The sequence below is a fragment of the Paenibacillus sp. FSL K6-3182 genome (assembly GCF_037976325.1).
GTDB lineage: Bacteria > Bacillota > Bacilli > Paenibacillales > Paenibacillaceae > Pristimantibacillus.
In genome coordinates, this window is record NZ_CP150265.1 from 3734590 (window position 1) to 3758161 (window position 23572).

26 protein-coding genes and 1 riboswitch are annotated in these 23572 nt (G+C 43.1%); of the genes, 8 read left to right on the top strand and 18 right to left on the bottom strand.

The annotated features are described in order from the left end of the window. Nucleotides 1-60 precede the first annotated feature (60 nt). Nucleotides 61-327 carry a CD3324 family protein gene (locus MHH56_RS16340; protein ID WP_054024760.1) on the bottom strand — a complete coding sequence of 89 codons (267 nt, stop codon included), beginning with the start codon at nt 325-327 and terminating at the stop codon, nt 61-63. A 612-nt stretch (nt 328-939) separates the two neighbouring features. Here MHH56_RS16340 and MHH56_RS16345 point away from each other — a divergent pair. Further along, nucleotides 940-1449, top strand: a complete 510-nt coding sequence (locus MHH56_RS16345; RefSeq protein WP_339209386.1) for a C40 family peptidase — start codon at nt 940-942, stop codon at nt 1447-1449. A 71-nt stretch (nt 1450-1520) separates the two neighbouring features. Here MHH56_RS16345 and MHH56_RS16350 read toward each other — a convergent pair whose 3' ends face one another. Together MHH56_RS16350 and MHH56_RS16355 are read right to left on the bottom strand one after the other, a co-directional pair. Then, nucleotides 1521-2303 (bottom strand): Cof-type HAD-IIB family hydrolase, encoded by a 783-nt coding sequence (locus MHH56_RS16350; RefSeq protein WP_339209387.1) that lies wholly within the window; start codon nt 2301-2303, stop codon nt 1521-1523. 120 nt (nt 2304-2423) lie between these two features. Further along, the gene (locus MHH56_RS16355; RefSeq protein ID WP_339209388.1) at nt 2424-3155 is read right to left on the bottom strand and encodes an RNA polymerase sigma factor; all 732 of its coding nucleotides are present in this window, start codon (nt 3153-3155) and stop codon (nt 2424-2426) included. A 183-nt stretch (nt 3156-3338) separates the two neighbouring features. Here MHH56_RS16355 and MHH56_RS16360 point away from each other — a divergent pair, with 183 nt between their 5' ends. Further along, a complete protein-coding gene (locus MHH56_RS16360; RefSeq protein WP_339209390.1) occupies nt 3339-3923 on the top strand; it encodes an ATP-dependent Clp protease proteolytic subunit in 585 nt (194 codons plus the stop codon). Here the strand turns inward: MHH56_RS16360 and MHH56_RS16365 are convergent. Both MHH56_RS16365 and MHH56_RS16370 read right to left on the bottom strand, forming a co-directional pair. Further along, nucleotides 3916-4812, bottom strand: coding sequence for an NAD(P)/FAD-dependent oxidoreductase (locus tag MHH56_RS16365; RefSeq protein WP_339209391.1), 897 nt, complete (start codon nt 4810-4812; stop codon nt 3916-3918). The genes MHH56_RS16360 and MHH56_RS16365 overlap by 8 nt on opposite strands. A gap of 175 nt (nt 4813-4987) precedes the next feature. After that, nucleotides 4988-5929, bottom strand: coding sequence for a DMT family transporter (locus MHH56_RS16370; RefSeq protein WP_339209393.1), 942 nt, complete (start codon nt 5927-5929; stop codon nt 4988-4990). Between the two features lie 73 nt (nt 5930-6002). Beyond that, nucleotides 6003-6112: riboswitch (purine riboswitch) on the bottom strand. A gap of 177 nt (nt 6113-6289) precedes the next feature. Between MHH56_RS16370 and MHH56_RS16375 the strand changes: the two genes are divergently transcribed. After that, nucleotides 6290-8344 (top strand): molybdopterin oxidoreductase family protein, encoded by a 2055-nt coding sequence (locus tag MHH56_RS16375; RefSeq protein ID WP_339209394.1) that lies wholly within the window; start codon nt 6290-6292, stop codon nt 8342-8344. A gap of 71 nt (nt 8345-8415) precedes the next feature. Here the strand turns inward: MHH56_RS16375 and MHH56_RS16380 are convergent, their stop codons facing one another. The 3 genes from MHH56_RS16380 to aroC are packed head-to-tail and all read right to left on the bottom strand — an operon-like array spanning nt 8416 to nt 11135. After that, nucleotides 8416-9030, bottom strand: a complete 615-nt coding sequence (locus MHH56_RS16380; protein WP_339209395.1) for an NAD(P)-binding oxidoreductase — start codon at nt 9028-9030, stop codon at nt 8416-8418. Nucleotides 9031-9065: 35 nt separating this feature from the next. Beyond that, nucleotides 9066-10034 (bottom strand): D-glycerate dehydrogenase, encoded by a 969-nt coding sequence (locus MHH56_RS16385; RefSeq protein ID WP_339209396.1) that lies wholly within the window; start codon nt 10032-10034, stop codon nt 9066-9068. Nucleotides 10035-10079: 45 nt separating this feature from the next. Beyond that, nucleotides 10080-11135 carry a chorismate synthase gene (gene aroC, locus MHH56_RS16390; protein ID WP_076265927.1) on the bottom strand — a complete coding sequence of 352 codons (1056 nt, stop codon included), beginning with the start codon at nt 11133-11135 and terminating at the stop codon, nt 10080-10082. A 116-nt stretch (nt 11136-11251) separates the two neighbouring features. On the opposite strand from aroC, the gene MHH56_RS16395 reads away from it, so the two are divergent. Beyond that, nucleotides 11252-12130 (top strand): LysR family transcriptional regulator, encoded by an 879-nt coding sequence (locus MHH56_RS16395; RefSeq protein ID WP_339209398.1) that lies wholly within the window; start codon nt 11252-11254, stop codon nt 12128-12130. A gap of 55 nt (nt 12131-12185) precedes the next feature. On the opposite strand, the gene MHH56_RS16400 is transcribed toward MHH56_RS16395, so the two are convergent. After that, complete coding sequence (locus MHH56_RS16400; protein WP_339209399.1) at nt 12186-13211, bottom strand: NADH:flavin oxidoreductase/NADH oxidase; 1026 nt, start codon at nt 13209-13211, stop codon at nt 12186-12188. A gap of 162 nt (nt 13212-13373) precedes the next feature. Between MHH56_RS16400 and MHH56_RS16405 the strand changes: the two genes are divergently transcribed. Beyond that, nucleotides 13374-13712, top strand: coding sequence for a helix-turn-helix domain-containing protein (locus MHH56_RS16405; protein WP_339209400.1), 339 nt, complete (start codon nt 13374-13376; stop codon nt 13710-13712). A 92-nt stretch (nt 13713-13804) separates the two neighbouring features. On the opposite strand, the gene MHH56_RS16410 is transcribed toward MHH56_RS16405, so the two are convergent. The 5 genes from MHH56_RS16410 to MHH56_RS16430 are packed head-to-tail and all read right to left on the bottom strand — an operon-like array spanning nt 13805 to nt 17857. Continuing rightward, nucleotides 13805-14683, bottom strand: a complete 879-nt coding sequence (locus MHH56_RS16410; protein WP_339209402.1) for a hypothetical protein — start codon at nt 14681-14683, stop codon at nt 13805-13807. Continuing rightward, complete coding sequence (locus MHH56_RS16415) at nt 14680-15720, bottom strand: hypothetical protein (protein WP_339209403.1); 1041 nt, start codon at nt 15718-15720, stop codon at nt 14680-14682. The genes MHH56_RS16410 and MHH56_RS16415 overlap by 4 nt, the downstream gene beginning before the upstream one ends. A 19-nt stretch (nt 15721-15739) precedes the next feature. Continuing rightward, the gene (locus tag MHH56_RS16420) at nt 15740-16717 is read right to left on the bottom strand and encodes a hypothetical protein (RefSeq protein WP_339209405.1); all 978 of its coding nucleotides are present in this window, start codon (nt 16715-16717) and stop codon (nt 15740-15742) included. Continuing rightward, on the bottom strand, nt 16707-17285 hold the full coding sequence (locus tag MHH56_RS16425; RefSeq protein ID WP_339209407.1) for a sigma-70 family RNA polymerase sigma factor: 579 nt from the start codon (nt 17283-17285) through the stop codon (nt 16707-16709). Before MHH56_RS16425 ends, MHH56_RS16420 begins: the two co-directional genes overlap by 11 nt. A gap of 50 nt (nt 17286-17335) precedes the next feature. Beyond that, complete coding sequence (locus MHH56_RS16430) at nt 17336-17857, bottom strand: hypothetical protein (protein ID WP_339209408.1); 522 nt, start codon at nt 17855-17857, stop codon at nt 17336-17338. 142 nt (nt 17858-17999) lie between these two features. Here MHH56_RS16430 and MHH56_RS16435 point away from each other — a divergent pair, with 142 nt between their 5' ends. Continuing rightward, a complete protein-coding gene (locus MHH56_RS16435; protein WP_339209410.1) occupies nt 18000-18896 on the top strand; it encodes a rhodanese-related sulfurtransferase in 897 nt (298 codons plus the stop codon). Between the two features lie 99 nt (nt 18897-18995). Then, nucleotides 18996-19142, top strand: coding sequence for a hypothetical protein (locus tag MHH56_RS16440; RefSeq protein ID WP_179089728.1), 147 nt, complete (start codon nt 18996-18998; stop codon nt 19140-19142). Between the two features lie 82 nt (nt 19143-19224). Here the strand turns inward: MHH56_RS16440 and MHH56_RS16445 are convergent, their stop codons facing one another. The 3 genes from MHH56_RS16445 to MHH56_RS16455 all read right to left on the bottom strand — a co-directional run bounded on the left by MHH56_RS16445 (nt 19225) and on the right by MHH56_RS16455 (nt 22243). Further along, nucleotides 19225-19752 carry a hypothetical protein gene (locus tag MHH56_RS16445; RefSeq protein WP_076265917.1) on the bottom strand — a complete coding sequence of 176 codons (528 nt, stop codon included), beginning with the start codon at nt 19750-19752 and terminating at the stop codon, nt 19225-19227. Between the two features lie 78 nt (nt 19753-19830). Beyond that, nucleotides 19831-20916 carry a glucosaminidase domain-containing protein gene (locus MHH56_RS16450; RefSeq protein ID WP_339209412.1) on the bottom strand — a complete coding sequence of 362 codons (1086 nt, stop codon included), beginning with the start codon at nt 20914-20916 and terminating at the stop codon, nt 19831-19833. Nucleotides 20917-21235: 319 nt separating this feature from the next. Continuing rightward, nucleotides 21236-22243 (bottom strand): SDR family oxidoreductase, encoded by a 1008-nt coding sequence (locus MHH56_RS16455; RefSeq protein WP_339209413.1) that lies wholly within the window; start codon nt 22241-22243, stop codon nt 21236-21238. A gap of 165 nt (nt 22244-22408) precedes the next feature. Between MHH56_RS16455 and MHH56_RS16460 the strand changes: the two genes are divergently transcribed. Next, complete coding sequence (locus tag MHH56_RS16460) at nt 22409-22939, top strand: PCYCGC motif-containing (lipo)protein (RefSeq protein ID WP_339209414.1); 531 nt, start codon at nt 22409-22411, stop codon at nt 22937-22939. Between the two features lie 98 nt (nt 22940-23037). Here MHH56_RS16460 and MHH56_RS16465 read toward each other — a convergent pair whose 3' ends face one another. Then, the gene (locus MHH56_RS16465; protein WP_339209415.1) at nt 23038-23547 is read right to left on the bottom strand and encodes a hypothetical protein; all 510 of its coding nucleotides are present in this window, start codon (nt 23545-23547) and stop codon (nt 23038-23040) included. Nucleotides 23548-23572: the final 25 nt, after the last annotated feature.

Consider the following 23572-nt stretch of genomic DNA (forward strand, 5'->3'; position numbering starts at 1 on the left):
AATAATGAAACAAAAAAAGCAGATGCTCGCGGCAATCTGCTTTTTTTCAATATTTTTTCATTATCGTGATTTAACAATGATCTTACGAATGCTTTCGCACGATAAATGATATTTCCGCTCTAGATCAGCAACAGTCCAACCATTCGAATAATACAGGTAAATTTCTTTGTTTCGTTCGGCAAGCAGTTTCCGTGTGCCGCTTACCTCACCCCAATGCGCGCGTTTCTCCGCAAGCTTAGGCACATAGATCAAATCACCTTGAATGTATTTTTGAAGCTCTTGCAATAGACTAGGGGGAAGCACGTCTCTCCCATTTTTGTAGTTCACAATAAATGTCCTCCTCGAACAAGCTAATCTTTTTAGAATTGTTTGCAGCAGTAGTGTTAATCAACATTTTTTGCTTCCTCCTTTCGATTTTTGGTAACGCTGAGTTTTTGTTGCAAGCAATAAAAGCCATGGATGTTATTCCCTCCACTTGAACTTCTTTCTTGTTGCACTTTCTTATTATATTGTAAGCATTTTCAGATGACAAGAAATGTTTAACAATAATTCCATTAATAATGGTTAGAACGTTTTTAAAAGTAAAAAGGAGACCTTGCGGTCTCCTTCTAATGAGCGATCTCCGTTAAACGGAGATCACCTCCAAGTTGTTAATCAAATCGATCAGCTCCTTTCCTCAAGATTCGTCGGCCCGACTTCATCAGTATATATCCTGTATCCAGCTTGGCGATAGAGTAAAAACACTTATAAATGAACTTTACCAAATGGACAGCTGTCAAGTGAGAAAAAGTGAGTATTTTATCATCACTTTTTAATAAAGTTGTTTTTATTCAGCAGCAGCAAGGGTTTGCTTCCTCATAGGTAATTAGTGGGCATTTAATCTATGTTATGGTATTTCTAGCTCAACACACAGACTACCTAATTTCAAGGAGGAACATCATGAATAACACAAAGAACAAAAAGATTAGTAGACTTATCGCAGGTATTGGAATCAGCTTATCTATTGCCATTGCCAGCGTGCCTGTCATAGCGCCTCAAGAAGCAAATGCAGCAACGGTATCAAGTAAGTCCAAAGCAAACAGTGTCATTGCAACTGGAAAAAAATATTTGGGCGTGCCTTATAAATTTGGTGCAAAATCTGGTATTACTAGCGCGTTTGACTGCTCGTCTTTCACGCAGTACGTATTTAAGAAAAATGGCATTAGTCTGCCAAGGTCTTCTAAACAGCAAGCGAAATCAGGCACTTATGTTTCGAAAAGCAATCTTAAACCAGGCGATCTTGTTTTCTCTGACACGAATCGTGATGGCATCATCAATCACGTAAGCATATATATCGGTAATGATAAACTCCTTCACACTTACAGAGTAGGTGTAGGCGTAACCATTTCCAAATTCAAAGGCAGCACATGGGACAAGCGTTATGTAACTGCTAGACGCGTAATTAAATAGTACGATAATAGGCAGATCTCTATTAAAGAGATCTGCCTATTTTTATTTTTCGCATCAGTAGCTTGCTTCCGTTATTCTTTTAATAAACCGAGCATGCGCAGGCCATACATAATGCCGTCCTCCGTTACATCCTTAGTGACATAACGAGCGGCTTGCTTCACTTCATCGGATGCATTGCCCATCGCAATGCTGTGATAGACATATTGCATCATTTCCAGATCGTTTAAACCGTCGCCAAATGCATAAATATTTTCACGTTCGAAACCGGATCGTTCTACAAGAGCATGAATTCCTTTTGCCTTTGAGCCGCCAGGCGGTAAAATGTCACTGCCAAACAAATGCCAACGAATGAAGCCGAGCTCAGAAAAATTTTCCTTGTAGCAGCCCTCATCCTCTTGCTTGCAATAAAGCAGGCACTGATAAATATCTTTTCCTACATAATAATCAGGCTCCATAGGCGGCAGCTTCTTTTTTAACGGTTCGTGGGCATCCTCTAAATAAGCGGTTTCATGTGTACTGGATCGCATACCTTCCGGTGTCATATAGACTAAAGGATGATTATTATTTAGAGTAATTTGCGTAAGCTCTGCAAGTCGGTCAGGATTAATCGAATGGCTGTAAACAACTTCTCCATTGTAAACCACGTAAGAGCCATTAAAGCTAACATAGGATTCTATGTTTAATTGTTCGCTAATGGGCTTCAGCATAAAGGGCCCTCTTCCCGTCGCAATAACGAGTTCATGGCCAGCTGCTTTCAATTGCTCAATCGCTTGCTGCGTAGATGGCGGTATTTTCTTCTCGTGATCAACCAAGGTACCGTCAATATCAAAAAAAATAAGCTTGCGAGTCATCATTGTTTGCCTCAATCCTTCATATTCTATTCCTCTATTATAGCTTATTTCATAAAATTCTGCGTGGAGCTGCACACAGCAAATAAACCGACGCCTGCTGGCATCGGTTTATTTTGTTATTGCTTATGCTGCCATTTGCACATTCACTGGGTTAGCAGCAAACACATGTGCTCCACTTCTTGAGGCTTTGCGCTTATTGTTTTGTGCGATACCTACAAGGATTGGCACTTCAGAAATATCTCGTTGTGCAAGCTCAACTAAAAGGGCCACATCCCCCGTCTGATAAGCAATCGCCATCGCTCTTAAGAAGCTTCGCAAATACTCATCATCAGGTAGAATAACAGCCTCTGCCTTCAGCTCCCGCTTGACTGCTTGCAAGGCTTCACGCGCACGGTAATGGGCAGCCTTGATTGCACCAGTCGTCGTATTGAGCCGCTCGGCGGTTTCTTCGATTGAAAAATGAAGCACATCGCGCAAAAGAAACACGGTTCGTTGTAAAGGTGACAGATGTTGCATGAGCGCGTACATCGCTTCTTCGTGGTCAAGACTGCTTGAATAAGCTGCTATATCCAATGGCTTCGCTTGCTGGATGAGAAGTTGATATTGATTTTTTCTTCTTCGCTGATCAATCCAAGTATTTTTGGCGATGCGCAGCAACAAAGCTTCTGGATTATTGTGATTTGAATCAACAGCTGCCCGCAGCCCTTTTAGCCATGTATCCTGCACTAAATCCTCTGCATCCCATTTTGATTTGGTTAAAAACAAACAATATCGCTCAAGTGTTTTTTGAAGCCGATCAAGGTCAGCCTCTGTACTTTTTACTACTGTATGGGGTAAAGATTTCAGTTCATTCATTATTATACCTCCTCGGCATTTACCTCTCTTCATCTCGTCAAAAAGGAAAACATCCTTACTGAAGTAAACGAATGAGGTGAGAAAAAAGATACGTTTTTCTCAAAAATTTTTCCCGTATCTTTTTTTAATTGTGATTCGTTTACTAATCGAAACCAAACAACATCCATTTGGAGGTAAAATACGATGAGTAATTATGTACCTTATGTAGTCGAGCAATCCAGCCGCGGTGAAAGATCTTACGATATTTATTCGCGATTGCTGAAGGATCGCATCATTTTTTTGGGCTCTGCAATAGATGATGTAGTCGCTAACAGCATCGTTGCTCAATTATTATTTCTTACCGCGGAGGATTCTGAGAAAGAAATTTCGATGTACATTAACAGCCCAGGCGGCTCTACTTCTGCCGGATTCGCCATTCTTGACACGATGCAATTTGTGAAAGCTCCAGTACACACGATCTGCACGGGATTCGCTGCTTCTTTTGCAGCTATACTTCTGCTTGCTGGCGAGAAGGGTCATCGTGCTGCGCTGCCTAATAGCGAGATTATGATTCATCAGCCCCATGGCGGTGTCCAAGGGCAAGCCAGTGATATTGCGATAAGTGCAAATCGGATTTTGAATATACGCTCTAAATTGAACCGGATTAGTGCAGAAAGAACAGGGCAGCCTATAGAGAAAATCGAAAAGGATATGGATCGTGATTATTTTATGTCATCGGAAGAGGCATTGGAATATGGAATTATCGACAAGGTCATTACCTCTATGTAGATAATAAGCTCTTATGAATCCATATTGCCGCTTGGCTGCCATCCCCCATTGCTATGGTCAACATTTCAGAATGCGCAGTTACGTCTCCAGCGGCCCAAATGTCTTCGACACTTGTAAGCTTTGTACGCGGGTCAACGACAATATGATTGTTCTCCATAACCTCTACTCCAAGCTGCTTGGCAATGGAGGAACAAACATCATTACCGCCAAAAGCAACAAAACAGCGCTGACGATAAATAGATGATCCATCCGCAAGGATTACCCCTATAAATTGTTCACGCTCAATCAGAACGGTTTGAATAGTCTGTTCAATATAGGGGATTCTTTTTTGGTCTAGCTTGAGGCGTAACTCTTCATTAATTGGTGTGAGCTCATGATTAACATAAATGAGCTCCTCCGTCCAATGCGTAAGTGTTAGTGCCATTTGCGCTCCAGCATTTCCAGCACCGAGTACAAGCGTCGGCTGATCTCGTACTTCGTATCCATCGCAGTCTGGGCATACGTATACGCTCGTTCCCAAACATGGAATAAGCATCTCCAAATTCGGAAGCCGATCTTTCACACCTGTCGCAATAAGCAGCTTCTTACCATTATAACTGTTCATATCCGAAGTTTTTAGAAAAAAAGCCTCATTTATTCTTTCCGCCTCTACAACTTCAGCGTGTATGAAAGTGACTCCAAGCTGCTCTGCTTGCTTTCTCCCTGCAAGGCGAAGCTCCGCCCCGCTAATGCCATCAGGAAAACCGATCAAATTATGATAGCTTCTGCATACCGAAGATCTTCCATTACCGGAATCGATAACAGCAACGTGATGACGATATCTTCCTAATTGTATGGCAGCCTGTAATCCTGCAATGCCGCCGCCTACAATTACACAATCATAGATCATCAAATGCCTCCCAGTAATAGGATTAGTGTACACAACATCAGTTGATTATTTATTATTTATAATTGGCTCTCCACTTATACAAAGGAATAAGGATACGGTTAGGAATAGTCTCTATTTCAAAAAAGAAGCCAGCTGCTCTAATTCAGGGCAGTTGGCTTCTTTTTCATATATGTGATTATTGCACGCTCAATCTTCTTCGCTTCATTTTGATGACTTCTGGAAGCGCAATACCTATGAGTACGACGATGACACCAGCCCATTGCAAGGCGCTGACATGTTCATTCAGAACGAAGGATGAAAGCAAAACAGCGACAGGAAGTTCCGACGCACCCAAAATCCCTGCCATTCCTTCTCCGACATGCGGCACACCGATTGCAAATAGCACTGGTGGAATAAACGCACCGAACATACCAAGCAAGAAGCCGTAAAGCATCAAATCTCCAAAAATGAGTCCATTAAACAAAAAGGTTGGAGGGAATAAAATAAATACAAGTACCATGCCTCCGGTAATCATCCATGCGCTTCGATATGCAGGATGTACAGAAGGAACTGCTTTTCCGCTAAATAGAATAAATAGTGAATAACTGACTGCAGATAACAGGCCGAGTATAACTCCCATTATATTGAACTGTCCTGTGCCCTGCTCAATGATGCCTGCTGCAAGCAAAGTACCGCCGAATAAGATAGCAATTGTAAAAAACATAATGCCGTTTGGACGTTTCCGCTGTCCTACTGCTTGAATTAATACACCAATCCATGTGAACTGAAAGAGCAATATAATCGCAAGCGATGCTGGGATGTAGCGAAGAGATTGGTAATACAATAAACCTGTAATAGCGGTTGGAGTTCCAGCGGCCATTAGAATGAAACGTTGTTTCCATGTCATGCTGCTCGTGCGAATAGATGTATTAGCCTTACTTTGATTAGTTGAGCTCTGGCTGAGCTTCTCACGCCATTTCATAATGAAAGTGAGTATCCAAGCGAGCAAAAAACCTGTTAACAATTGACTGCCTACAACTTCACCAAGCTCATAGCCGCGGCCATAAGCAAGCACAACAATAGTGGATAAAATGCCATAGCTTGCAGCACCTAGAAAAACCGAAAAAATATACTTCATCTGTGTGAATCCCCCTCATGAAAATTTGAAAATTTGCGCATAAAAAAATCCCAACTGCGAATATAGGATCAATGATGATTGATCTCATATTCGTAGTTGGGAAGTAAGGCTTCCCGTAGAAACCCTCACCCTGTTCAAGCTGTAACTCCGTGAGGTTATACGAATTATTTAGTTGTGGAATACGTCTTAAGCACATTGAATATTACATGACAAGTAAAGTGCTGTCAATAGATAATAAACTGGAAGTTCGGAAAATAGGCGATTTTCACATCACTTTTTTGCATCTTGCTCCCTATGCTGCATGCGATTATGCTATGATAATACGACGTGAATATGGCTGTTATATGGAGTGAGATAGATATGAGCAAATCAGTAATAAATGGTACTGTAAAATCGGTTTGCCCTTTTGATTGCCCGGATACTTGTGGTCTGAGCGTCACCTTCGAGGAAGGCAAAATAACGAAAGTAACAGGTGATGCAGAGCACCCGGTAACCCGCGGAGCAATTTGCAATAAGGTAAGACAATTAAATGATCGCGTGTATCATCCTGATAGACTGCTCTACCCTCTTCGCCGCGTAGGTCCCAAAGGCGAGCATTCATTCGAACGCATATCTTGGGAAGAAGCCTATGAGGAAATTACCTCACGGATGAAAGGGATTATTTCCGAGCATGGAGCGAGTGCCATATTGCCTTATAGTTTTTATGGCAATATGGGTGTTTTGAATGCAGAAGGAATGGATCGACGGTTCTTTCATCGACTCGGCGCTAGTCAATTGGACCGCGCAATATGCAACGCTGCTGGATCAACAGGTTATGCTTATACGATGGGCGCTTCCAGAGGCATTGATCCCGAAGAAACGATACATACGAAGCTGTTTCTTATATGGGGCTGCAATCTCGTATCAACAAATATGCACCAAACGATGTTGGCAACGGAAGCACGGAAAAACGGAGCAAAGGTTATTCATATTGATGTGCATCGCAATCGTACCTCTACTTGGGCGGATCAGTTCATTCATTTGCGTCCGGGAACGGATGCAGCACTCGCTCTCGGCATGATGCATGTCATCATCCGTGATGGGCTGACTGATCAAGCTTTTCTCGAGCAGTTCACGCTCGGTTACGAGGATCTCGCGAAGCAAGCAGCTGAATATACGCCTAAACGAGTGGAAGTTATTACGGGCGTACCGGCAGCGGAGGTCGAGGAGCTTAGCAGGCTGTATGGAACGACCACTCCCTCTTTTATCCGCATTGGCAACGGACTTCAGCACCATGATAATGGCGGAATGATCGTGCGAACTATCTCCTGCTTGCCTGCATTGACTGGGCAATGGGATGTTCTCGGTGGCGGTGCAATGAAAGGCAACAGCTGGTATTCGCGGCTCAATGGTGAGAAAATTGAGCGCCCCGATTTAATGCCTGATCCGGATGTCCGCACGATCAGCATGAATCAGCTCGGCGATGCTCTTCTAGATGCCGCTCCTCCAGTAAAGATGCTGTTTGTCTATAACAGCAATCCAGCAGTCGTAGCGCCTGACCAGAACCGAGTGCGCGAGGGATTGGCTCGTGAAGACTTATTTACGGTTACACATGATTTGTTCTTAACAGACACCTGCAAATATTCGGACATTGTATTGCCTGCAACTTCTCATTTTGAAAACTTGGATTTATATACTTCCTACTGGCATCTGTATTTGCAGCTTCACCAGCCGATTATGGAACCGATGGGTGAATGCAAATCAAACTTTACGCTCTTTAAGGAGCTTGCGCTTAAACTTGACTTTGAGCCTCATCTATTTGACATTTCTGAGCAGCAAATGATAAGTGAAGCACTTGATAGCGAAAATAATCCACTTCTTAAAGGCATTACTTTTGAGGCGCTGCAAGCTAATACGTGGATGAAGGCTGGCGGTAATGAGCTTCCTTCCTATATCTCGATGATTCCGACTCCTTCTGGTAAAATCGAGCTTTATTCGGAGAAAATGCTTATGAACGGCTTGCCTCCAATACCCAATCATACGCCGCTTAGAGAGCCGGAAACATATCCTTTTTGGCTGACGACTGGCCCGAATCACAACTTCATTAACTCGACCTTCGCCAACCAAGAAAAGCTCCAAAAGCTTGAGAAGGAGCCTCTCCTTCATATGCATGCGGAGGACGCAGAAGCACTCGGGCTCCTTAGCGGGGAACGTGTAAAGATACGTAATGACCGTGGTGAACTGGAGATGACGCTGCGTGTTGGTCAAGACGTACTGCCAGGAGTTCTCGTCACGCAAGGCTTATGGTGGGAAGACAAGAAAAAAGGTCATCAAGCCGTGAATACACTGACGCCGCAGCGGCTCGCAGATATGGGCGGCGGTGCTACATTTTTCTCAAATCGCGTTGAGGTTTTGAAAGCTGATACAGCTCTGTAATAGAAAACCAAAAACACCTGAGTCCCTATGAAAAGTAGGAACTCAGGTGTTTTTACCTTTTTGCCTATGAATTAGTAGCTAATACCAACACGTTCTCGCACATAAGCACCGTTAAAATATTCCGAAACAGCGAATTCAGCCGTATCTGCAAAAGAAATCGATGCACCTCCAGAGGGCAGGATCTCCTTTCGCACACGATAACCGCCTCGCAGCTCCTCTTGAACGAGTCTTGTGGGACAGACGATGGTCCAGTCCAAATCAGTGTTAGCGAGTGCCCTATAAACCTGCTCATGCTCTTTGGCTGCATCATGGTTTAAACGTCTGTTTTCACTGGACTGGTATCTAAGCAGCTCTGGCTGCAGCTCACTCTGCAAGATGCCCGCTGTACCAACCGTAACGATTCTTTTCACTCGGTAATGATGCATTGCGGCAATCAAATTTGTGATGCCGCTGACAAGCGTTCCGTTGCCTTCTGTATTTAACGCACAAATGACTCCGCTCGCATCAATCATGGCTTCAAAAACCTCATGCTGATTACGTACATCTCCGAGGTAACTCTCATCGATCATTTGCTCAGGCAGTCTTACAAATCGCTTGAATGGAACGTTCCTATCTTCAAGATAACTCGCAATAAATTGTCCGGTCTTGCCTGTTGCTCCGAGAAGTAATAACTTTGAAGCTGTCATGATATGTACCCCTCTTATTAACAACGTTTATTCTGTTAAAGCAGCTCGTCAACGACATTTGGGGGGACTTGTCCCGTTAACGCGTTTACTAGGTTTTGAGCCGCAAGCATAGCCATATCAAACCTTGTATCCGAAGTAGCAGAGCCGATATGAGGCAAGGTTAATACATTAGCCATCGTCAGAAAAGGATGATCCGCTTCAATCGGTTCTTTTTCGAATACATCAAGGCCCGCAGCTGAAATCGTACCCTGCTCGAGAGCTTCAATCAAAGCTTGCTCATCCACCGTTTGCCCTCTCGATATATTAATAAAAATCGCTGATGGCTTCATTAATTTAAACTCAGTTGCTCCAATTAGCTTAACCGTCTCTGGTGTCAGAGGTGCTAATAATAAAACAAAATCTGAATAAGCAAGCAGATCATTTAATTCAAAATAACGAACGCCTAGCTGTTCTTCCGCTTCTGGCTTGCGGCTGCGATTATAATAAACGACATCCATGTCAAACCCGAACCTAGCGCGACGGGCAACCGCCTCACCAATTCTCCCCATTCCAATGATGCCAAGCTTAGCATGGTGGACATCTTTACCGAACAGCTTGACGCCATCGCCTGTCTTCCACTTGCCATCCTTTACGTAACGATCCAGCTCCGCAACACGCCTCGCTGTTCCCAGAATGAGTGCGAGTGCAAGATCCGCTACAGTGTCATTCAGGACATGCGGCGTGTTCGTACCAATTATCCCTCTTGTACGCATTGCTTCAAGATCAAAATGATTATAGCCGACGCTTATGCTGCTTACGACTTTCAAATGCGGTGCATGTTCGATTAATTCAGCATCAATTTTGGCTCCTGCCGTTAATAAACCATTTGCACTCGCCATCTTCAGAAGCAGCTGCTGTCGGGTCATGGGCGTTTTCTCATCCCATTTGTCTATTATACAGTGCTCTGCTATAAACGCCTCTACTTCAGCGGGGATCTGTCGATCAATGAAAACAGTTGGTTTCATTAGCAATCTCCTTTCAGCATTTGTCATTTATAAGCATAGCACAGTTTATCCATTCATTGCTGCTTGGCGCTTGATTAGATCTTCAATAACGATACATGCCATCGCTTCTACAACGGGAATAATACGAGGACAGATGCACGGGTCATGTCTGCCAATGGTCTCGATCATCTTCTCTTGACCGTGGATATCAATTGTATGCTGCGGCAAAGAAATGGATGATGTGGGCTTAACCGCTATACGAAAAACAATTTCTTCACCCGTGCTGATGCCGCCGACAATTCCGCCCGCGTTATTGCTTAAAAACCCGTTTTTGCTCATGGCATCATTATGCTCGCTGCCGAGCATCTCTGCTGCTGCAAAACCTGCCCCAAACTCAATGCCTTTAACAGCCCCGATGGATAGCATTGCTTTTGCAAGCTCAGCGTCCAGCTTATCAAATACTGGCTCGCCTATCCCAGGTAAAACGCCTCTTACTCTGCATTCCACGATACCGCCGCAGCTGTCTCCAATAGCCGCTAAATGCTCGATCTTCTCGATCATACGAACCGCTGCTTCTGGATCACATGCTCTTACCGCATTTTTTTCAATTTCATCCTCTACGTACGTTTCGCATTTAATACCGCCTATTTCCTTGGTATAAGCAACAACACTTATTCCTCGGTTCTCTAACAGCTTGCGGGCAACCGCTCCGCCAGCAACACGGCCTGCTGTTTCTCTTCCCGACGCCCTCCCGCTTCCGCGGTGATCACGCAAGCCGTATTTTTTCAAATACGTATAATCGGCATGTCCTGGACGAAAGGAATTTTGTATATCGTTATATGCTTCAGGCTTCATATCTGTATTATGCAGCATAATGAAAAGTGGCGTTCCCGTTGTTTTCCCTTCAAACATGCCAGACATAATACGAATGACATCATATTCTTTGCGTGGGGTAGTTACAGAGGATTGACCGGGCTTTCTTCGATCCATTTGCGTTTGGATATATTTCTCATCCAGCTCAACCCCAGGTGTCACGCCATCTACAATGACGCCAACGGCTTCCCCGTGTGATTCTCCGAATGTCGTAATCTTAAAGCTTTCCCCATATGTGCTTCCTGCCATTATGTTTACCTCCCGATGGAATGCTTTGACGCATTCGTTATTTGTCTATTATAATTTTGAATATGAAATAAATGAAATCGAAATTTTCGAATCTTGTCATAGAGAGGAACTATATCATGATAATGAATATGGAATGGTATCGCATTTTTCTCCATACCGCTAAATTAGGTAATTTGACAAAAGCAGCACAAGAGCTGCATATTACACAGCCTTCTGTCAGCTATGCAATTAAGCAATTGGAAGCGCAGCTTGAAGTGAAGCTGTTTGATCGATTGTCCAAAGGAGTAAAGCTTACTCCGGAAGGATTGGAGGTTCTCGCTTATGTAGAGAAATCGTTTACGATACTGCAAGCAGGTGAAATCCAATTACAAGCGCTTAAAAACCTTACGGCAGGCGAGCTGCGCATTGGGGCTAGCGGACCTGTCATCAAGCATTTGCTGCTGCCGCTGCTTGATACGTTTCATGCGGAGCATCCGGATGTACGCATTCGGCTTTCTCAAGGAAAAACATCGGATATACGGGATCGATTGTTAGATGGCCAAATTGATATTGGTCTTGTTCACCTGCCCCTCTCTGATCATGAACTTGTCGTTTCACATCTAAAAGAGATTCAAGACTGCTTTGTTGTAGGAGAAGCGTATCGTCATTTAGTCGATACCTCCTTTTCGGCTCAAGCCTTAGCACAATTGCCGCTCTTGCTGCTCTCTGAAGCGAGCAGTACAAGATTGTTTATTGAGCAGTGGTTTAAATCACAAGGCATAACGCCAGATGCGGATATGGAGCTGTCCAGCATGGATATGCTGATAGAAATGGCTATTCGCGGCTATGGAGCAGCATTTGTTACTCAATCTTTTATCGATCAGGAACTTGAGAATAAGAAACTATTTCGACTTCAGACAATTGAACCCATTCCATTACGTTCTGTAGGTTTTGCCACTAGGCGCAATTCTTCTCTTCCCATCATCGCAAACCGATTTATTGCATTGCTTGAATAACAAGAAGAGCCTCTCGGCGTCCAAGAGGCTCTTCTTATTATTGGCATGATAATGATCAGTATGCTCTTTCATATTGCTTTGCTGGCAATGCCTCACCTTTTATAGCCTGAATTGCATGTAATGACCAATAAGGATCACGAAGCATCCCGCGAGCAACAGCTACTAGATCTGCATCTTCACTCGCAATTGTCGCTTCAGCCAGCTGTGGATCCTCCAGCTTGCCTACGGCAATTACAGGTACCTGCAGCGCTTCTTTCAGAGCACGTGCCAAAGGCACCTGATAACCAGGATAGTTGCCCGGACGCCTTACTCCTACTGGTCCTTCCCCGCCGCTGGATACATGAAACACATCAACTCCAGCATCTCTGTAGCGTTTGCTGAACTCAATGCTATGGTTCAAATCATAACCACCATCCATATATTCAATGGCAGAGATTCGCATGATGAGCGGCATGTCTGCCGGCATTACGCTTTTCACCGCTTGTACGACCTCTACACCAAATTTAGCCAAATCCTGACCGTACTCATCCTCACGGGTATTAATGCCAGGAGACTGGAATTGATGCACCAAATAACCATGAGCACCATGTATTTCAATTGTGTCTACACCCGCTTCTACTGCTCTTCTAGCTGCCTCTTTAAATTGATTCACAATAACTTTTATTTCTTCGACAGAAAGTGGTTTAGGTGTTTTATAGTTAGGACCTGCTGGGATGGCAGATGGACCAACGGGCTGCTCAGCGTCCTCTGCTTTGCGCCCAGCATGCGCGATTTGAATGCCTATTTTGGATCCATGTTTGTGCACTTCTGAAATAATGCGTCTGAAAGCTGGAATATGCTCATCTGACCAAAGCCCTAAATCATGATCTGTAATGCGACCATCTGGATCAACATCGGTCATCTCCATGAGGATAAGACCCGTACCGCCTATCGCACGTGAAACATAATGAACATAATGCCACTCATTAGGTATCCCGTCCTTCGCGTCTACAGAGTATTGACACATAGGTGCCATTACAATTCTGTTCTTAAGCTTAAGACTTTTGAGTTCAAATGGTGTATCCAAATGTTTAAACGTCATGATCTATGCACCTCTTCGTTAATTAGTGTGGGTAGTTATTAATCTATTTTTACCACAGTAAGTATAAATGCGAAAGTAGTGAACTTTTTTTCATATAGTTTCCCTAAAGTTACTTTTGTACTATACTTGGAGAAATGGAGTTAAATTAATTGAGGTGATCTGATGGATGAACGTGAACTACTCGTTCTAGAGCGAGGTACTTATGGTATTCCTTGCGTTATAGGTAAAGTACTAGACATTATCGGTACGAAGTGGACCTTTCTCATTATTCGTGACCTGCTGGTCGAAGAAACGATGCGCTTTAGTGAATTGTTGAAATCACTCGAAGGCATCAGTCCGAAGACACTTTCCCTTCGCTTGAAGGAGCTTGAAGACCAAGGCATCGTTAGTCGAACCATTTATGCTGAGGTCCCCCCAAGAGTAGAATACACCATTACTGAAAAAGGTAAAACTTTGGAACCCATCTTTATTGAGCTCAAGCGATTTGGACTCACTTTATAATGATCATACAGCAAAAAGGATCGTCTCCAGCCGTCGCTTAAGAGACAATCCTTTTTGCATTTAGAAAAATTAAATCCATTCAGAACCATCCCTTAATTAACGGTGATGACAAATGGCACCGTCAGCACCTCGCCTTTAAATTGAAATTGCCCCCATAACTTGTAGATGCCTTTCTCAGGAAATACCGTGTGAAACATGACGTTTGCACCACCACTCATCGCTTCCATTGCATGTGCATGTACGAATTGGTCAACTGTGCTGTTCAAAATAACACAATGGCCGGAAGTGCCGAGAAATGGCTCTATCTGCTTTATCGGCTTTCCCGTCTCTTTATCAATGAATCGAAATAATAACATAACCATCTGTCCCGCTTCTATTTCACCAATCCCGGGACTTGCCGATAATGAAACTTCTAAGCCGCTTACACTTTTTATCCATGTGGTGTCAGGAACTATTGTTTCGTTAGATAATGGCTCGCCAGCAACCTGTATCCACTGCTTATTAATGACAACATTTTGTTTATGAGGCTTGAATTCAGTCGTTACATAAAACGAGCCTGCAAATGGTAAATTAAGCTTTGTCCGAAAAACATTGTCTTTCACATAATCGGGATGCACATGCTGAAACGATGATAAATCTTTACTAACGACGATCAGATGCATGAGCTTGGTCATATCTTCTGTAAATTTCGTTACAGGCTGCCCCTCCGCGGTGGTGACTTCCAATTGTAATTCCATTTCTCCTACTTCTACTGGATTGCCATTTATTTCGCTTACTTTAACGTGATAACCTGAAGCTTCTGGTGATGGCATTTGTTCATTCTGAAGAGCAGCCAGCAATCCGCGCTTAGGCGGTTCTATATCGACGTTCGTGAGTTTCGTAAAGGTATCCGAAGCACAGCCAGTTGCAGCTAACAGGATAATGAACAAAGTTATAAGTAACAAACTAATGGACCTTAATCGTACGCTCATAGACTTACACGCTCAGGCGATTGGGCTAAAAGGCTAAGGCCCAGCGACAGCAGCGAAGCTTGTACTATTGAGCCTATCCACAGCTCGGGCTCCCAGCCAATACCGCTCGTCGCAGCCATCCAGCCGAAGTAACTGCCCCAAAGCACAATAGGCATAATGATGGCAATCAGCCTACTGCTTCGCCTGCGATTCAGATCAGAGCGTCTAAAATGCAGCAATATGTCACCGCTGAGTCCTGCCACAAACGATACGATCAAACTATGTATTTGGGTAAAACCATCGATTACACCCATTAGTGCGCTAATGAGTAAGAATACAAAAGTAATCGCACCAAAAGGAGGCTGCCAGCGCTTTAGCATCAATAAAATGGGAAACATAAATACGATCGTATTTAGTAGGATAAACGTTAATCCTCTTACCTCGGCATCATCTGCCATTCGGTGCGCAAATAAAGTGCTGGAATTGTTCATATACCAAGCAACTACTTTTGGCGCAGGCAAATTATACCGAAACATCCACACATACATGAGAAAGAAACAGACAGTACCTGCTGACAATGCTAAGGATAATAAGTATGGGAAAAAGCTTCTCCAACCTATCTGGTCGCCACTCAGCTCCCTCCAGCCTGCTCGAAGTGGACTTGATAAGATGAGAATGGCACCAAGCATTAAAGCTAAATGAGAAGGACTAAGCAGCGCTTCAAGATTCACTTCAATTCCAAAAATAATATGCCAAGCCATATCAGCTAAGCCGCCTGCAAGAAAGATGATGACGCCAAGCAAGCCAAGCTCATATCCACTAGGAATGGCTTGCTTCCACGAGCAGCCCATTCTTTTTTTCACATATACAATCATTCCAAGTATCCATGCTGCGCATGCAAGAAACCCACTATACAAAATCGCATGCCAAGGGGTGAAAAACGTTTCGACAACATCATGGTTATGGGCATAACCGTCTATGAATATACCGAGCACCAGCCATGTGCCAAGCAGCATCGTTACGAAGTGGCTTTTCGTAGAAATAGCATATGTTTGCATTGAACACTCTCCCCAGTTATCAATGAATAAACTGCTCGGCTATGCTGGTTAATTCTGATTTGGTCATGTCTAGATCAGGACTGCCTATCGTGTATAGTATCGTTTCATCCGCTAGTGAATCCATCCAAAAGACGGATTGATACTGATCCGAATCACTGTACAGAAACGGCTGGGCAAGAGCATACGTAGCAGATTGTTGACCAATAACGATTTGCTCTTGCGCCTTTAGATTTGAACGTAATTGCACATTGCTTTTATCCGTGAATACCTCCATCGTGATATGAATAATGTCAGCGGATTCGTTCTCATAAGTCGTCGTATAGACAGGATGATCCACGCTCTCTACTACAGGTCTGGGCAGAGGCAGCCAGGTCTCCTTCGGTTTCTCTTTCTTCACACGTTTCTCAAGCTCATGAAGCGGCTCCATGTCGGCAGCGGATAATGAACCGCCAAACGGCTGCTCCTTCTGACCTCCAATAAACGTCAATGTTTCAGTTAAGGAATCAGGTAATTGAAGATCTGGATTTGCTTCCGTCAATTGCATCTCCCAATCTTTTTCTTCCTTCCACACGAATGGATTGCTGACGATTACAATAGGTATAGAACCTGTTTTCGGCAGAAGGCTTTTTAATTTTTGCGAATAAAATATCGCCTTCCCCTCGGTAGGAAGTGTTTGTTTAACCTCTTCGAGCGACTTTCGCATTTGCTGAGCCAACATCGTATCATACGTTCCTAATTGACCATTGTGCAGCATGTAATCAATAATCTCGTCTTTAAAATGAAAAATATAGGGTGTAGAGAAACCCATGGAAGTAAGGAGCAATCCCGCTACGATGATTCTGAGCGTCCATGATTTTTTTACCGCGTGCAGCTTGGTCTGCTTTTGGAAGCTCTGCGTACGGTACAGCTGTTCGATTCGAGCATCAAGCTCCTCAGGGCGTTTGATTCTCGTTGCGGATTGTTTGTAGGCTTGTGTTAGCTCTTGTTCAATCGACATGATTAAACACCTCCTTGAAAAATTGAGAATGTGACGTTCGATTTCGCAGTTTTTTCAAAGCCTCATGATGTCTGGATTTGGCTGTGCCAAGCGGGATTTGGAGCGTGCTGGCAATCTCTTCAAAGGAGCAATCCTGATAATAGCGAAGGACGATTATTTGTTTATGCTTGACAGACAAGCTGTTTACGAGCTGAAGTACTTGGTGTTTTTCTTCCTCTTCAACCGCTAATTCATCTGGCCTCTTCCATGGCTGTACGCCATACAATTGCTTATTGCGATTAACTAATCGTAAAAAACGCCAACCTTTTCGATTGTAATGATTAACCTGATTAATGATTAAGCCATTAAGCCAAGCTCGAAATGGTCTATTGTAGTCGTAGGCAGGCAAAGAAGAGAGCATAGCGATGTAAATCTCACTAACGATATCATTGACTTCGTTTTTGTTCGTGACCAAATAATAGACGGTACGATAGATATGATCAGCCGTTTTCTCATATACCAAGCGGAAAGCTTCCGGATCTTCATCCAGAAGCGAAGCTAACAAGGGTTGTATGTCCGAATCCTTCAATACGGAAACCTCCTCACGCCACACGAGTACTCATGTGCCAATTTCAATTATTATTTCGTTTCAAAAAGGGATAATTCACTCATCATAATACCGGTTACCTTTTCTTGATCTATCATTAACTCGAGTACCCATTCCTTCTCTTTATCGATATAACCTAGTAGTTTTAAATCATCGTGTTCTCTATTATAATAGGCATCCCCATACATTTCCTTCACAGATTGTATAGAATTTCCCAGTTTAGCCCCTTTATGGGTAGCTTCATCTAGAAGTAGATTATAGCTTGTGACCTTGCTGTCAGTTATCGTATATGTAGCGTTAAAATACTCCCATGACTGAACAGGCACATCATAATCATCAGCTTTTTTCATTTTAATATCGTATTTCCCTTTGGGCTCACCACGTTTATCCGTAAGTAATTGTACCGAATCACCAGGCGATATCCCGCCAGTATGTTCCTTGCTTAAATCCGTACTTTCGATATTTGTAATAAAATCCTGAGGCATGCTTGGCTGCTCGTTGGAACACGCGGCAAGCACCAAACATATCAATATGACTATTATCCCTTTTTTCATATAGCCCCTCCTCTATTTGCTTTCGCTATACATTGGTTTCGTATATGAAAAAAGTTCAAAAAAGGTTTTAAGTTGAAATTATTTAAAATGTCAACTATAATATAGAATGCTTTTATTTGTTTACCGGAAAGGAAAGACTACGATGAGTGAAGCTAATCATTTTCGAGTTTTATTGTATTATAAATTTGTAGCTGTACCGGATGCTGAGCAGTTTGCTGCTGAACATCTTGCATATTGCAAGGAATTAAACGTAAAAGGCCGTATCTTAATTGCTGATGAAGGAATTAACGGAACGCTCTCAGGAACCATCGAGCAAACTGAACAATATATGGCACATATGCGTGCGAATCCTTTATTTTCGGATATGGTTTTCAAAATCGATGAAACAGATAAACATGCTTTCAAAAAGATTTTTGTACGATACAAGAAAGAGCTAGTGACGCTTCGTTATGATAAGCCTTTAGATCCGAATACATTAAGCGGTACTCGTCTATCACCTAAAGAATTTCATGAGTATTTGCAAAGAGAAGATGTTATCGTACTAGATGGCAGAAGCGATTATGAATACGATCTTGGTCATTTCCGCAACGCGATCAGACCCGATCTTGAAACATTCAAGGAGTTTCCTGAATGGCTTCGCGAGAATATGGCGGAATTCAAAGACAAGCCGATCATTACCTATTGCACAGGCGGCATTCGCTGCGAGAAGCTTACTGGCGTTATGCTTAGTGAAGGCTTTAACGACGTCTATCAGCTTGAGGGCGGTATTGTAACCTACGGCAAGGACGAGGAAGTACAAGGCAAACTGTTTGACGGCAAATGTTATGTATTCGATGAGAGAACATCCGTTGTCATTAATCAAACAGACGAAGCGGTTGTTGTAGGCAAATGCCACCACTGCCAGCAGCCTGCTGATACCTATATCAATTGTGCAGATGACTCCTGTCATTTGCAGCATATCGTATGTAAGGAATGTGAAGAAACGAAGCACGGCTTCTGCTCTACAGCATGCGAAGAGCATGTTGTTAGCGTAAAATAATGAGCAAGCAGCTATAGATTTTGGTTATTTTGCTGGAACATGGTTAACCTAAGCTAGCCTCGGAGTTTTAGGCAATCAAGCTAGTGGAGGTTATTGTGGATGGCTCACAACAAAAACAAGTCGATACCAAGCAAAAATCAAGCGTTTGAAGACAGCTCCAAGGAAGCGGAAAATAATTCAGCTTCGGCCAGAGCAGAGAATATCAATCAAAAAGGCCATGTTCCGAATAGCCCATCAACCGGCTAGACGAATAAACGTTTTGCAACAGAAAGAAGAGCTGCCCATGAGTTTTACTCACGGACAGCTCTTTTCTTATGTATTCCAAGGTTTATTTGGTGACAATGGCTTCCCAGCGATGCTGATATTGTAAGAGCCGTGGATGCAGCTGTGCAGGCTCTTCCGTTAACAAAAGCCTGATTTTCACGATCCATTCCTCAAATGATGAGAACGAAGCGAACATATTCGCCATTTCAGCCGTCATGAGTACAAATAGCGGTTTCGGATAGGTTTCGGCCAAATGTCTTAAAGCAAAATCGATAGGCGTATACTTCTTGCGTTTAATTTCAAAACGCTCAACAACGATGTTCGTCTCCGCTCGGTCCCGCTTCCATTCATGCAGCCGATCTTCCCGCTTATAAAATGGGCTGACGTTCTCTTTCGACATCCTCTTAATGCTGAGCTCATGCAGTGGATAGAGAACAAGCTTGCGAAAGGAACGCGCCTTCACCCAATCAGCGGCTAGATCAAGCTCGCGTTCCGTTGTATGCTCAAATGTATCATAGTATACAATCGTTCCTTTCAGCTCATCTACAGGCGGCTCGTAGCCGAATGGCATTTTCTGAACGTTATCCACCATTTATTTGCAGCCTCCTATTATCCAAGTCATCAAATGCTTAGGAGCCTAAAATAACATACTTGGTGGGAAATTGCCATGTCAGAGCTTCCTGTAGTCACTTTTCATTATATTCTTCACTAAACTTGACCATTTGGAGTTGGCGGGACAATATTTTCGGGCAACCTTCTCAATGGTAGTCAGTCCCTTGCCCACATAGTTTTTGGATAAGAGCTGTCCAAACTTTCGTACGCTGTCCCCTTTGGTTTCAAAGCTGAACGCCTTATTGTATTTATCGCCATCTATCGCATTGAGGCCAAATAAGTTATTTTTGCTCTTGGCCAGCCTGCTTTTGCCATTTCCACTCTCCAGCTTCATCACGGCTATTGTAAAATAAGCATTTATGCCGTATTCATCCTCCACTTCAAGGATAGCTTGTTCCAAATCATGCCCGGATAGTGCTGTTCCTTCGAATATTTTCTCAATATGCTCGATGGTAAGGCCCGAATCAGACTCTACAGCAGATGTTGGCTTCATAAGTTCTTCCTCCACTGCTTCTTTTAAAATTTCTATCTTATCTATGCGCTGCTCCTCGGTTTTTGCCTTAAGCGCAATTGCAGGCTGACGATTAACATCAGAAGCAAGGGATAACACGGAAACTTCACTTTTCACCTTTTTGGCATATCCGCCATGTACGTATCCACCATTTTGCAGCTTAAGCCAACCATTGTCTGTTTCTTCTGTAATTTCAAGCTTTGCTCCCTTTTCTACAACCTTTATAATATCCGAAGTGGCGCTCGGTTTTGTTCGAATGTTAAGGTAATACGCGGTAACCTCATATGTATTCGTTAGTTTTTCAGCGATGGCTGGCGGTTGTTCAACTTCAAGAGTCGTTTCAAGCGCGATGGTTGGAGGTTGATTAGATGCGTTAACTGTAGCTGCGCTAATCTTGTTGAATGTTACAGGTATAGGTGCTGGAGTGGGTGAAGCGATGACTTTTTCATTGTTCTCTAAGCTGTCAACAACAAGCGGCGTTAGGGTAGTTAAGGAAAATGTTTCTGCTGCAGACGTTTCTAAAGCTTGTGAATTCGGTTCGTTATTTAAAGGTTGGACGTACATGCCTAAAGTAATGACTAACGATAAAATGAGCAAGTAAACAAATAAATGTTGATTCAACTTTTTTCGCATGATTATACCTCTCCCTTAAGTTAATGAAGTATACCTGTTACGATATAAGTTAGATGGCGAGAATAAGCAGGCATCAATAAAAAGTGGACGGTCTGTGAAGATTATATGTCGCTCATTCCTTCAAAAGACGAGTTTTTATGCTTCTTGTAAATTATGAGAAATTTTTTAGCATCTAGGAATCGAGGTTTAAAACACAAAAAAAGCGCTTCATCCCTAGAGGATAAGCACTTTTTTTGCACCTATAAAAATCGCTAAAAAAATTTTTTTATTGCTCTAAATGTACAGCTTAAAATTTATATTTTCGTCATTTGCTTACGCATTATTTTTTAAATCCGGCTGCATGGGCAGCGATAATCGTATCCATCTGCTCGTTCCAAGCATCATCTTCGGTGCATCGCTCAGGGTGAGCCTCAAACCAAGCAACCGTCCGTTTAATACCTTCCTCAAAGGAAAGATCCGCTGAAAAATCGGGAACTAATCTTTTAATTTTGCGGTTATCAAATACGCTCGTGACAGATTTATCGCCAAGCAAGCCGCCCTCGAGATCAGGGTCATGCGAAATAAGAAACTCGGAAGAAATATGGACAAGCTTCGGCTCTACGCCAGCTGCTGAACCAATCGCTTCATAGATTTGATTCCACGTAAGGACTTCGTCTGAAGTAATATGATACGCCTCTCCGATCGCCTCAGCACGTCCAAGCAAGCCGATAAAACCTTTGGCAAAATCAGTATTATGTGTCATCGTCCACAATGATGACCCATCACCATGCACGATAACTGGCTGCCCCGCACGCATTCTTGCGATCAGTGACCATGGATGCTGCCAGCTGTTTAAGGCAGCGGGTATCATCGTATCGCCATAGGTAAATGACGGTCTTACGATAGTAACTGGAAAACCTGATGACGCCTGCTCATCGAGCAGCAGCTGTTCACAAGCAATCTTGTCACGCGAGTATTGCCAATACTGATTTTCGAGCGGTGTTGCATCCTCTGTGATGATATAGTGCTTAGGCGGCTTCTGATAAGCAGAGGCTGAGCTTATAAATATGTATTGATTCGTGCGTCCACGGAACAACGCAATGTCCGTGCTGACATGCTCCGGCGTGAAAGCAATCCAATCGACTACCACATCAAACTGATAGCCTTCAAGTGCAGCAGCAGCCTGCTCGGCGTCGCGTATATCACCCTTGATGACCTTGGCCCCTTCTGGTACAAACTCATCTCGCTTCCCTCTGTTAAAAAGATAAAGTTCAATTCCGCGTTCTAACGCAAGCTTAGAAACAGCTTCACTTATTAATCCTGTTCCACCAATAAACAATACCTTCATCGACAATCGCTCCTTTTTTGTATCTTGGCATTTGTTACGATTAAACGGGAGAGCTTACGGCTTAAACGATCTAAATCGTCAATTAATAGTACCATATGCGTTACTCTTTTAATATTTGAAAATGCTATAATAAAACCAATTAATAGAAACAAGGAGCTGCTATACTTGAAACGATTAGCCCAAACCACACTCTATTCGGTTCTGCTCTCTTCGATGCTGCTCAGCGCATGCAGCAGCCAAACAAATTCAGCTGGATCAGCAACGAACGCACATGAAGCAAATGGCGGCAATCATGGTGATCATCAAACAGCATCTGGCGATTTGCAAGAGACGACAGCATCGCTTGATATTTTACCAACTTTTCTAGATGGCGCCTCTGACAACCTTCGTATCGCCTATCAAACCGCTGCAACGGTTACGGATGTATTGCCCTATATCCCTTGTTACTGCGGGTGTGGCGAAAGCGCGGGACACCAAAGCAATCTCAATTGCTTTATCGCCGAAATAAAGGAAGACGGCTCTGTTGTCTGGGACGATCATGGCACTCGCTGCGGCGTATGCATCGAAATTGCTGTAACAACCGCAGCAATGAAGTCTTCAGGGATCGAAGTAGATCGGATTCGCCAAATTATCGACGAAACGTATAAAGAGGGTTATGCCAAGCCAACGAAGACTAAGCTCCCTCCTGCTTCCTAGTTTGTTCATCAATGATTTAAACAAATGACAGTCCAGAACAGGAGTAATCGTTCTAGACTGTCATTTTTTTCTAGATGCTCCCTAGTCTATCAATCTATCTACTCTTCTAATACATTATAAACCGTAGCAAATGATTGTTCTGTTTTCATAATGGTATAGCGGGAATGCTCGCGATCAATCATGCTGCTGCTAACCGTGAAGTCAGCTATGGCTCTGTCTAGAGTAGTATCAAACACCACTTTATTCCCTTTCACAAAAACCAGTTTATGTACCGACTCATCCAGCAAAGGATATTGTCCGCTTATCTTTCTATCTATCCAATATCCGGCGTAGGAGGCTTCATTGGTCCACTCTTGTCCGACTGTTCTTTCCATCTCTTCTCTTGAGCGATAAGCTTCAAAAACAAACATTTTATCCCAATCAAATGGCGCGACTTCCTTCATATCAAATGTGGTTCCCTTATGTACAGCTGTCTTAAGCTGCTCGGTGAATAAGGCTTCATAATCGTTATTAACTCTAGTCATTCGATAGTTCGAGTAGCTCAAAATAAACGGAACAAAAATAATCATTAGAAGCGTGATGAAAATGAATTTTTTTATTTTGCGCATGGCTTTCCCTTCCATTTGGATTCCT

Excerpts from the sequence above, each read along its gene's own strand:
- MHH56_RS16345 (WP_339209386.1), top strand. The coding sequence starts at position 940 with ATGAATAACACAAAGAACAAAAAGATTAGTAGACTTATCGCAGGTATT.
- MHH56_RS16350 (WP_339209387.1), bottom strand. The coding sequence starts at position 2,303 with ATGATGACTCGCAAGCTTATTTTTTTTGATATTGACGGTACCTTGGTT.
- MHH56_RS16355 (WP_339209388.1), bottom strand. The coding sequence starts at position 3,155 with ATGAATGAACTGAAATCTTTACCCCATACAGTAGTAAAAAGTACAGAG.
- MHH56_RS16360 (WP_339209390.1), top strand. The coding sequence starts at position 3,339 with ATGAGTAATTATGTACCTTATGTAGTCGAGCAATCCAGCCGCGGTGAA.
- MHH56_RS16365 (WP_339209391.1), bottom strand. The coding sequence starts at position 4,812 with ATGATCTATGATTGTGTAATTGTAGGCGGCGGCATTGCAGGATTACAG.
- MHH56_RS16370 (WP_339209393.1), bottom strand. The coding sequence starts at position 5,929 with ATGAAGTATATTTTTTCGGTTTTTCTAGGTGCTGCAAGCTATGGCATT.
- MHH56_RS16375 (WP_339209394.1), top strand. The coding sequence starts at position 6,290 with ATGAGCAAATCAGTAATAAATGGTACTGTAAAATCGGTTTGCCCTTTT.
- MHH56_RS16380 (WP_339209395.1), bottom strand. The coding sequence starts at position 9,030 with ATGACAGCTTCAAAGTTATTACTTCTCGGAGCAACAGGCAAGACCGGA.
- MHH56_RS16385 (WP_339209396.1), bottom strand. The coding sequence starts at position 10,034 with ATGAAACCAACTGTTTTCATTGATCGACAGATCCCCGCTGAAGTAGAG.
- aroC (WP_076265927.1), bottom strand. The coding sequence starts at position 11,135 with ATGGCAGGAAGCACATATGGGGAAAGCTTTAAGATTACGACATTCGGA.
- MHH56_RS16395 (WP_339209398.1), top strand. The coding sequence starts at position 11,252 with ATGATAATGAATATGGAATGGTATCGCATTTTTCTCCATACCGCTAAA.
- MHH56_RS16400 (WP_339209399.1), bottom strand. The coding sequence starts at position 13,211 with ATGACGTTTAAACATTTGGATACACCATTTGAACTCAAAAGTCTTAAG.
- MHH56_RS16405 (WP_339209400.1), top strand. The coding sequence starts at position 13,374 with ATGGATGAACGTGAACTACTCGTTCTAGAGCGAGGTACTTATGGTATT.
- MHH56_RS16410 (WP_339209402.1), bottom strand. The coding sequence starts at position 14,683 with ATGAGCGTACGATTAAGGTCCATTAGTTTGTTACTTATAACTTTGTTC.
- MHH56_RS16415 (WP_339209403.1), bottom strand. The coding sequence starts at position 15,720 with ATGCAAACATATGCTATTTCTACGAAAAGCCACTTCGTAACGATGCTG.
- MHH56_RS16420 (WP_339209405.1), bottom strand. The coding sequence starts at position 16,717 with ATGTCGATTGAACAAGAGCTAACACAAGCCTACAAACAATCCGCAACG.
- MHH56_RS16430 (WP_339209408.1), bottom strand. The coding sequence starts at position 17,857 with ATGAAAAAAGGGATAATAGTCATATTGATATGTTTGGTGCTTGCCGCG.
- MHH56_RS16435 (WP_339209410.1), top strand. The coding sequence starts at position 18,000 with ATGAGTGAAGCTAATCATTTTCGAGTTTTATTGTATTATAAATTTGTA.
- MHH56_RS16440 (WP_179089728.1), top strand. The coding sequence starts at position 18,996 with ATGGCTCACAACAAAAACAAGTCGATACCAAGCAAAAATCAAGCGTTT.
- MHH56_RS16445 (WP_076265917.1), bottom strand. The coding sequence starts at position 19,752 with ATGGTGGATAACGTTCAGAAAATGCCATTCGGCTACGAGCCGCCTGTA.
- MHH56_RS16450 (WP_339209412.1), bottom strand. The coding sequence starts at position 20,916 with ATGCGAAAAAAGTTGAATCAACATTTATTTGTTTACTTGCTCATTTTA.
- MHH56_RS16455 (WP_339209413.1), bottom strand. The coding sequence starts at position 22,243 with ATGAAGGTATTGTTTATTGGTGGAACAGGATTAATAAGTGAAGCTGTT.
- MHH56_RS16465 (WP_339209415.1), bottom strand. The coding sequence starts at position 23,547 with ATGCGCAAAATAAAAAAATTCATTTTCATCACGCTTCTAATGATTATT.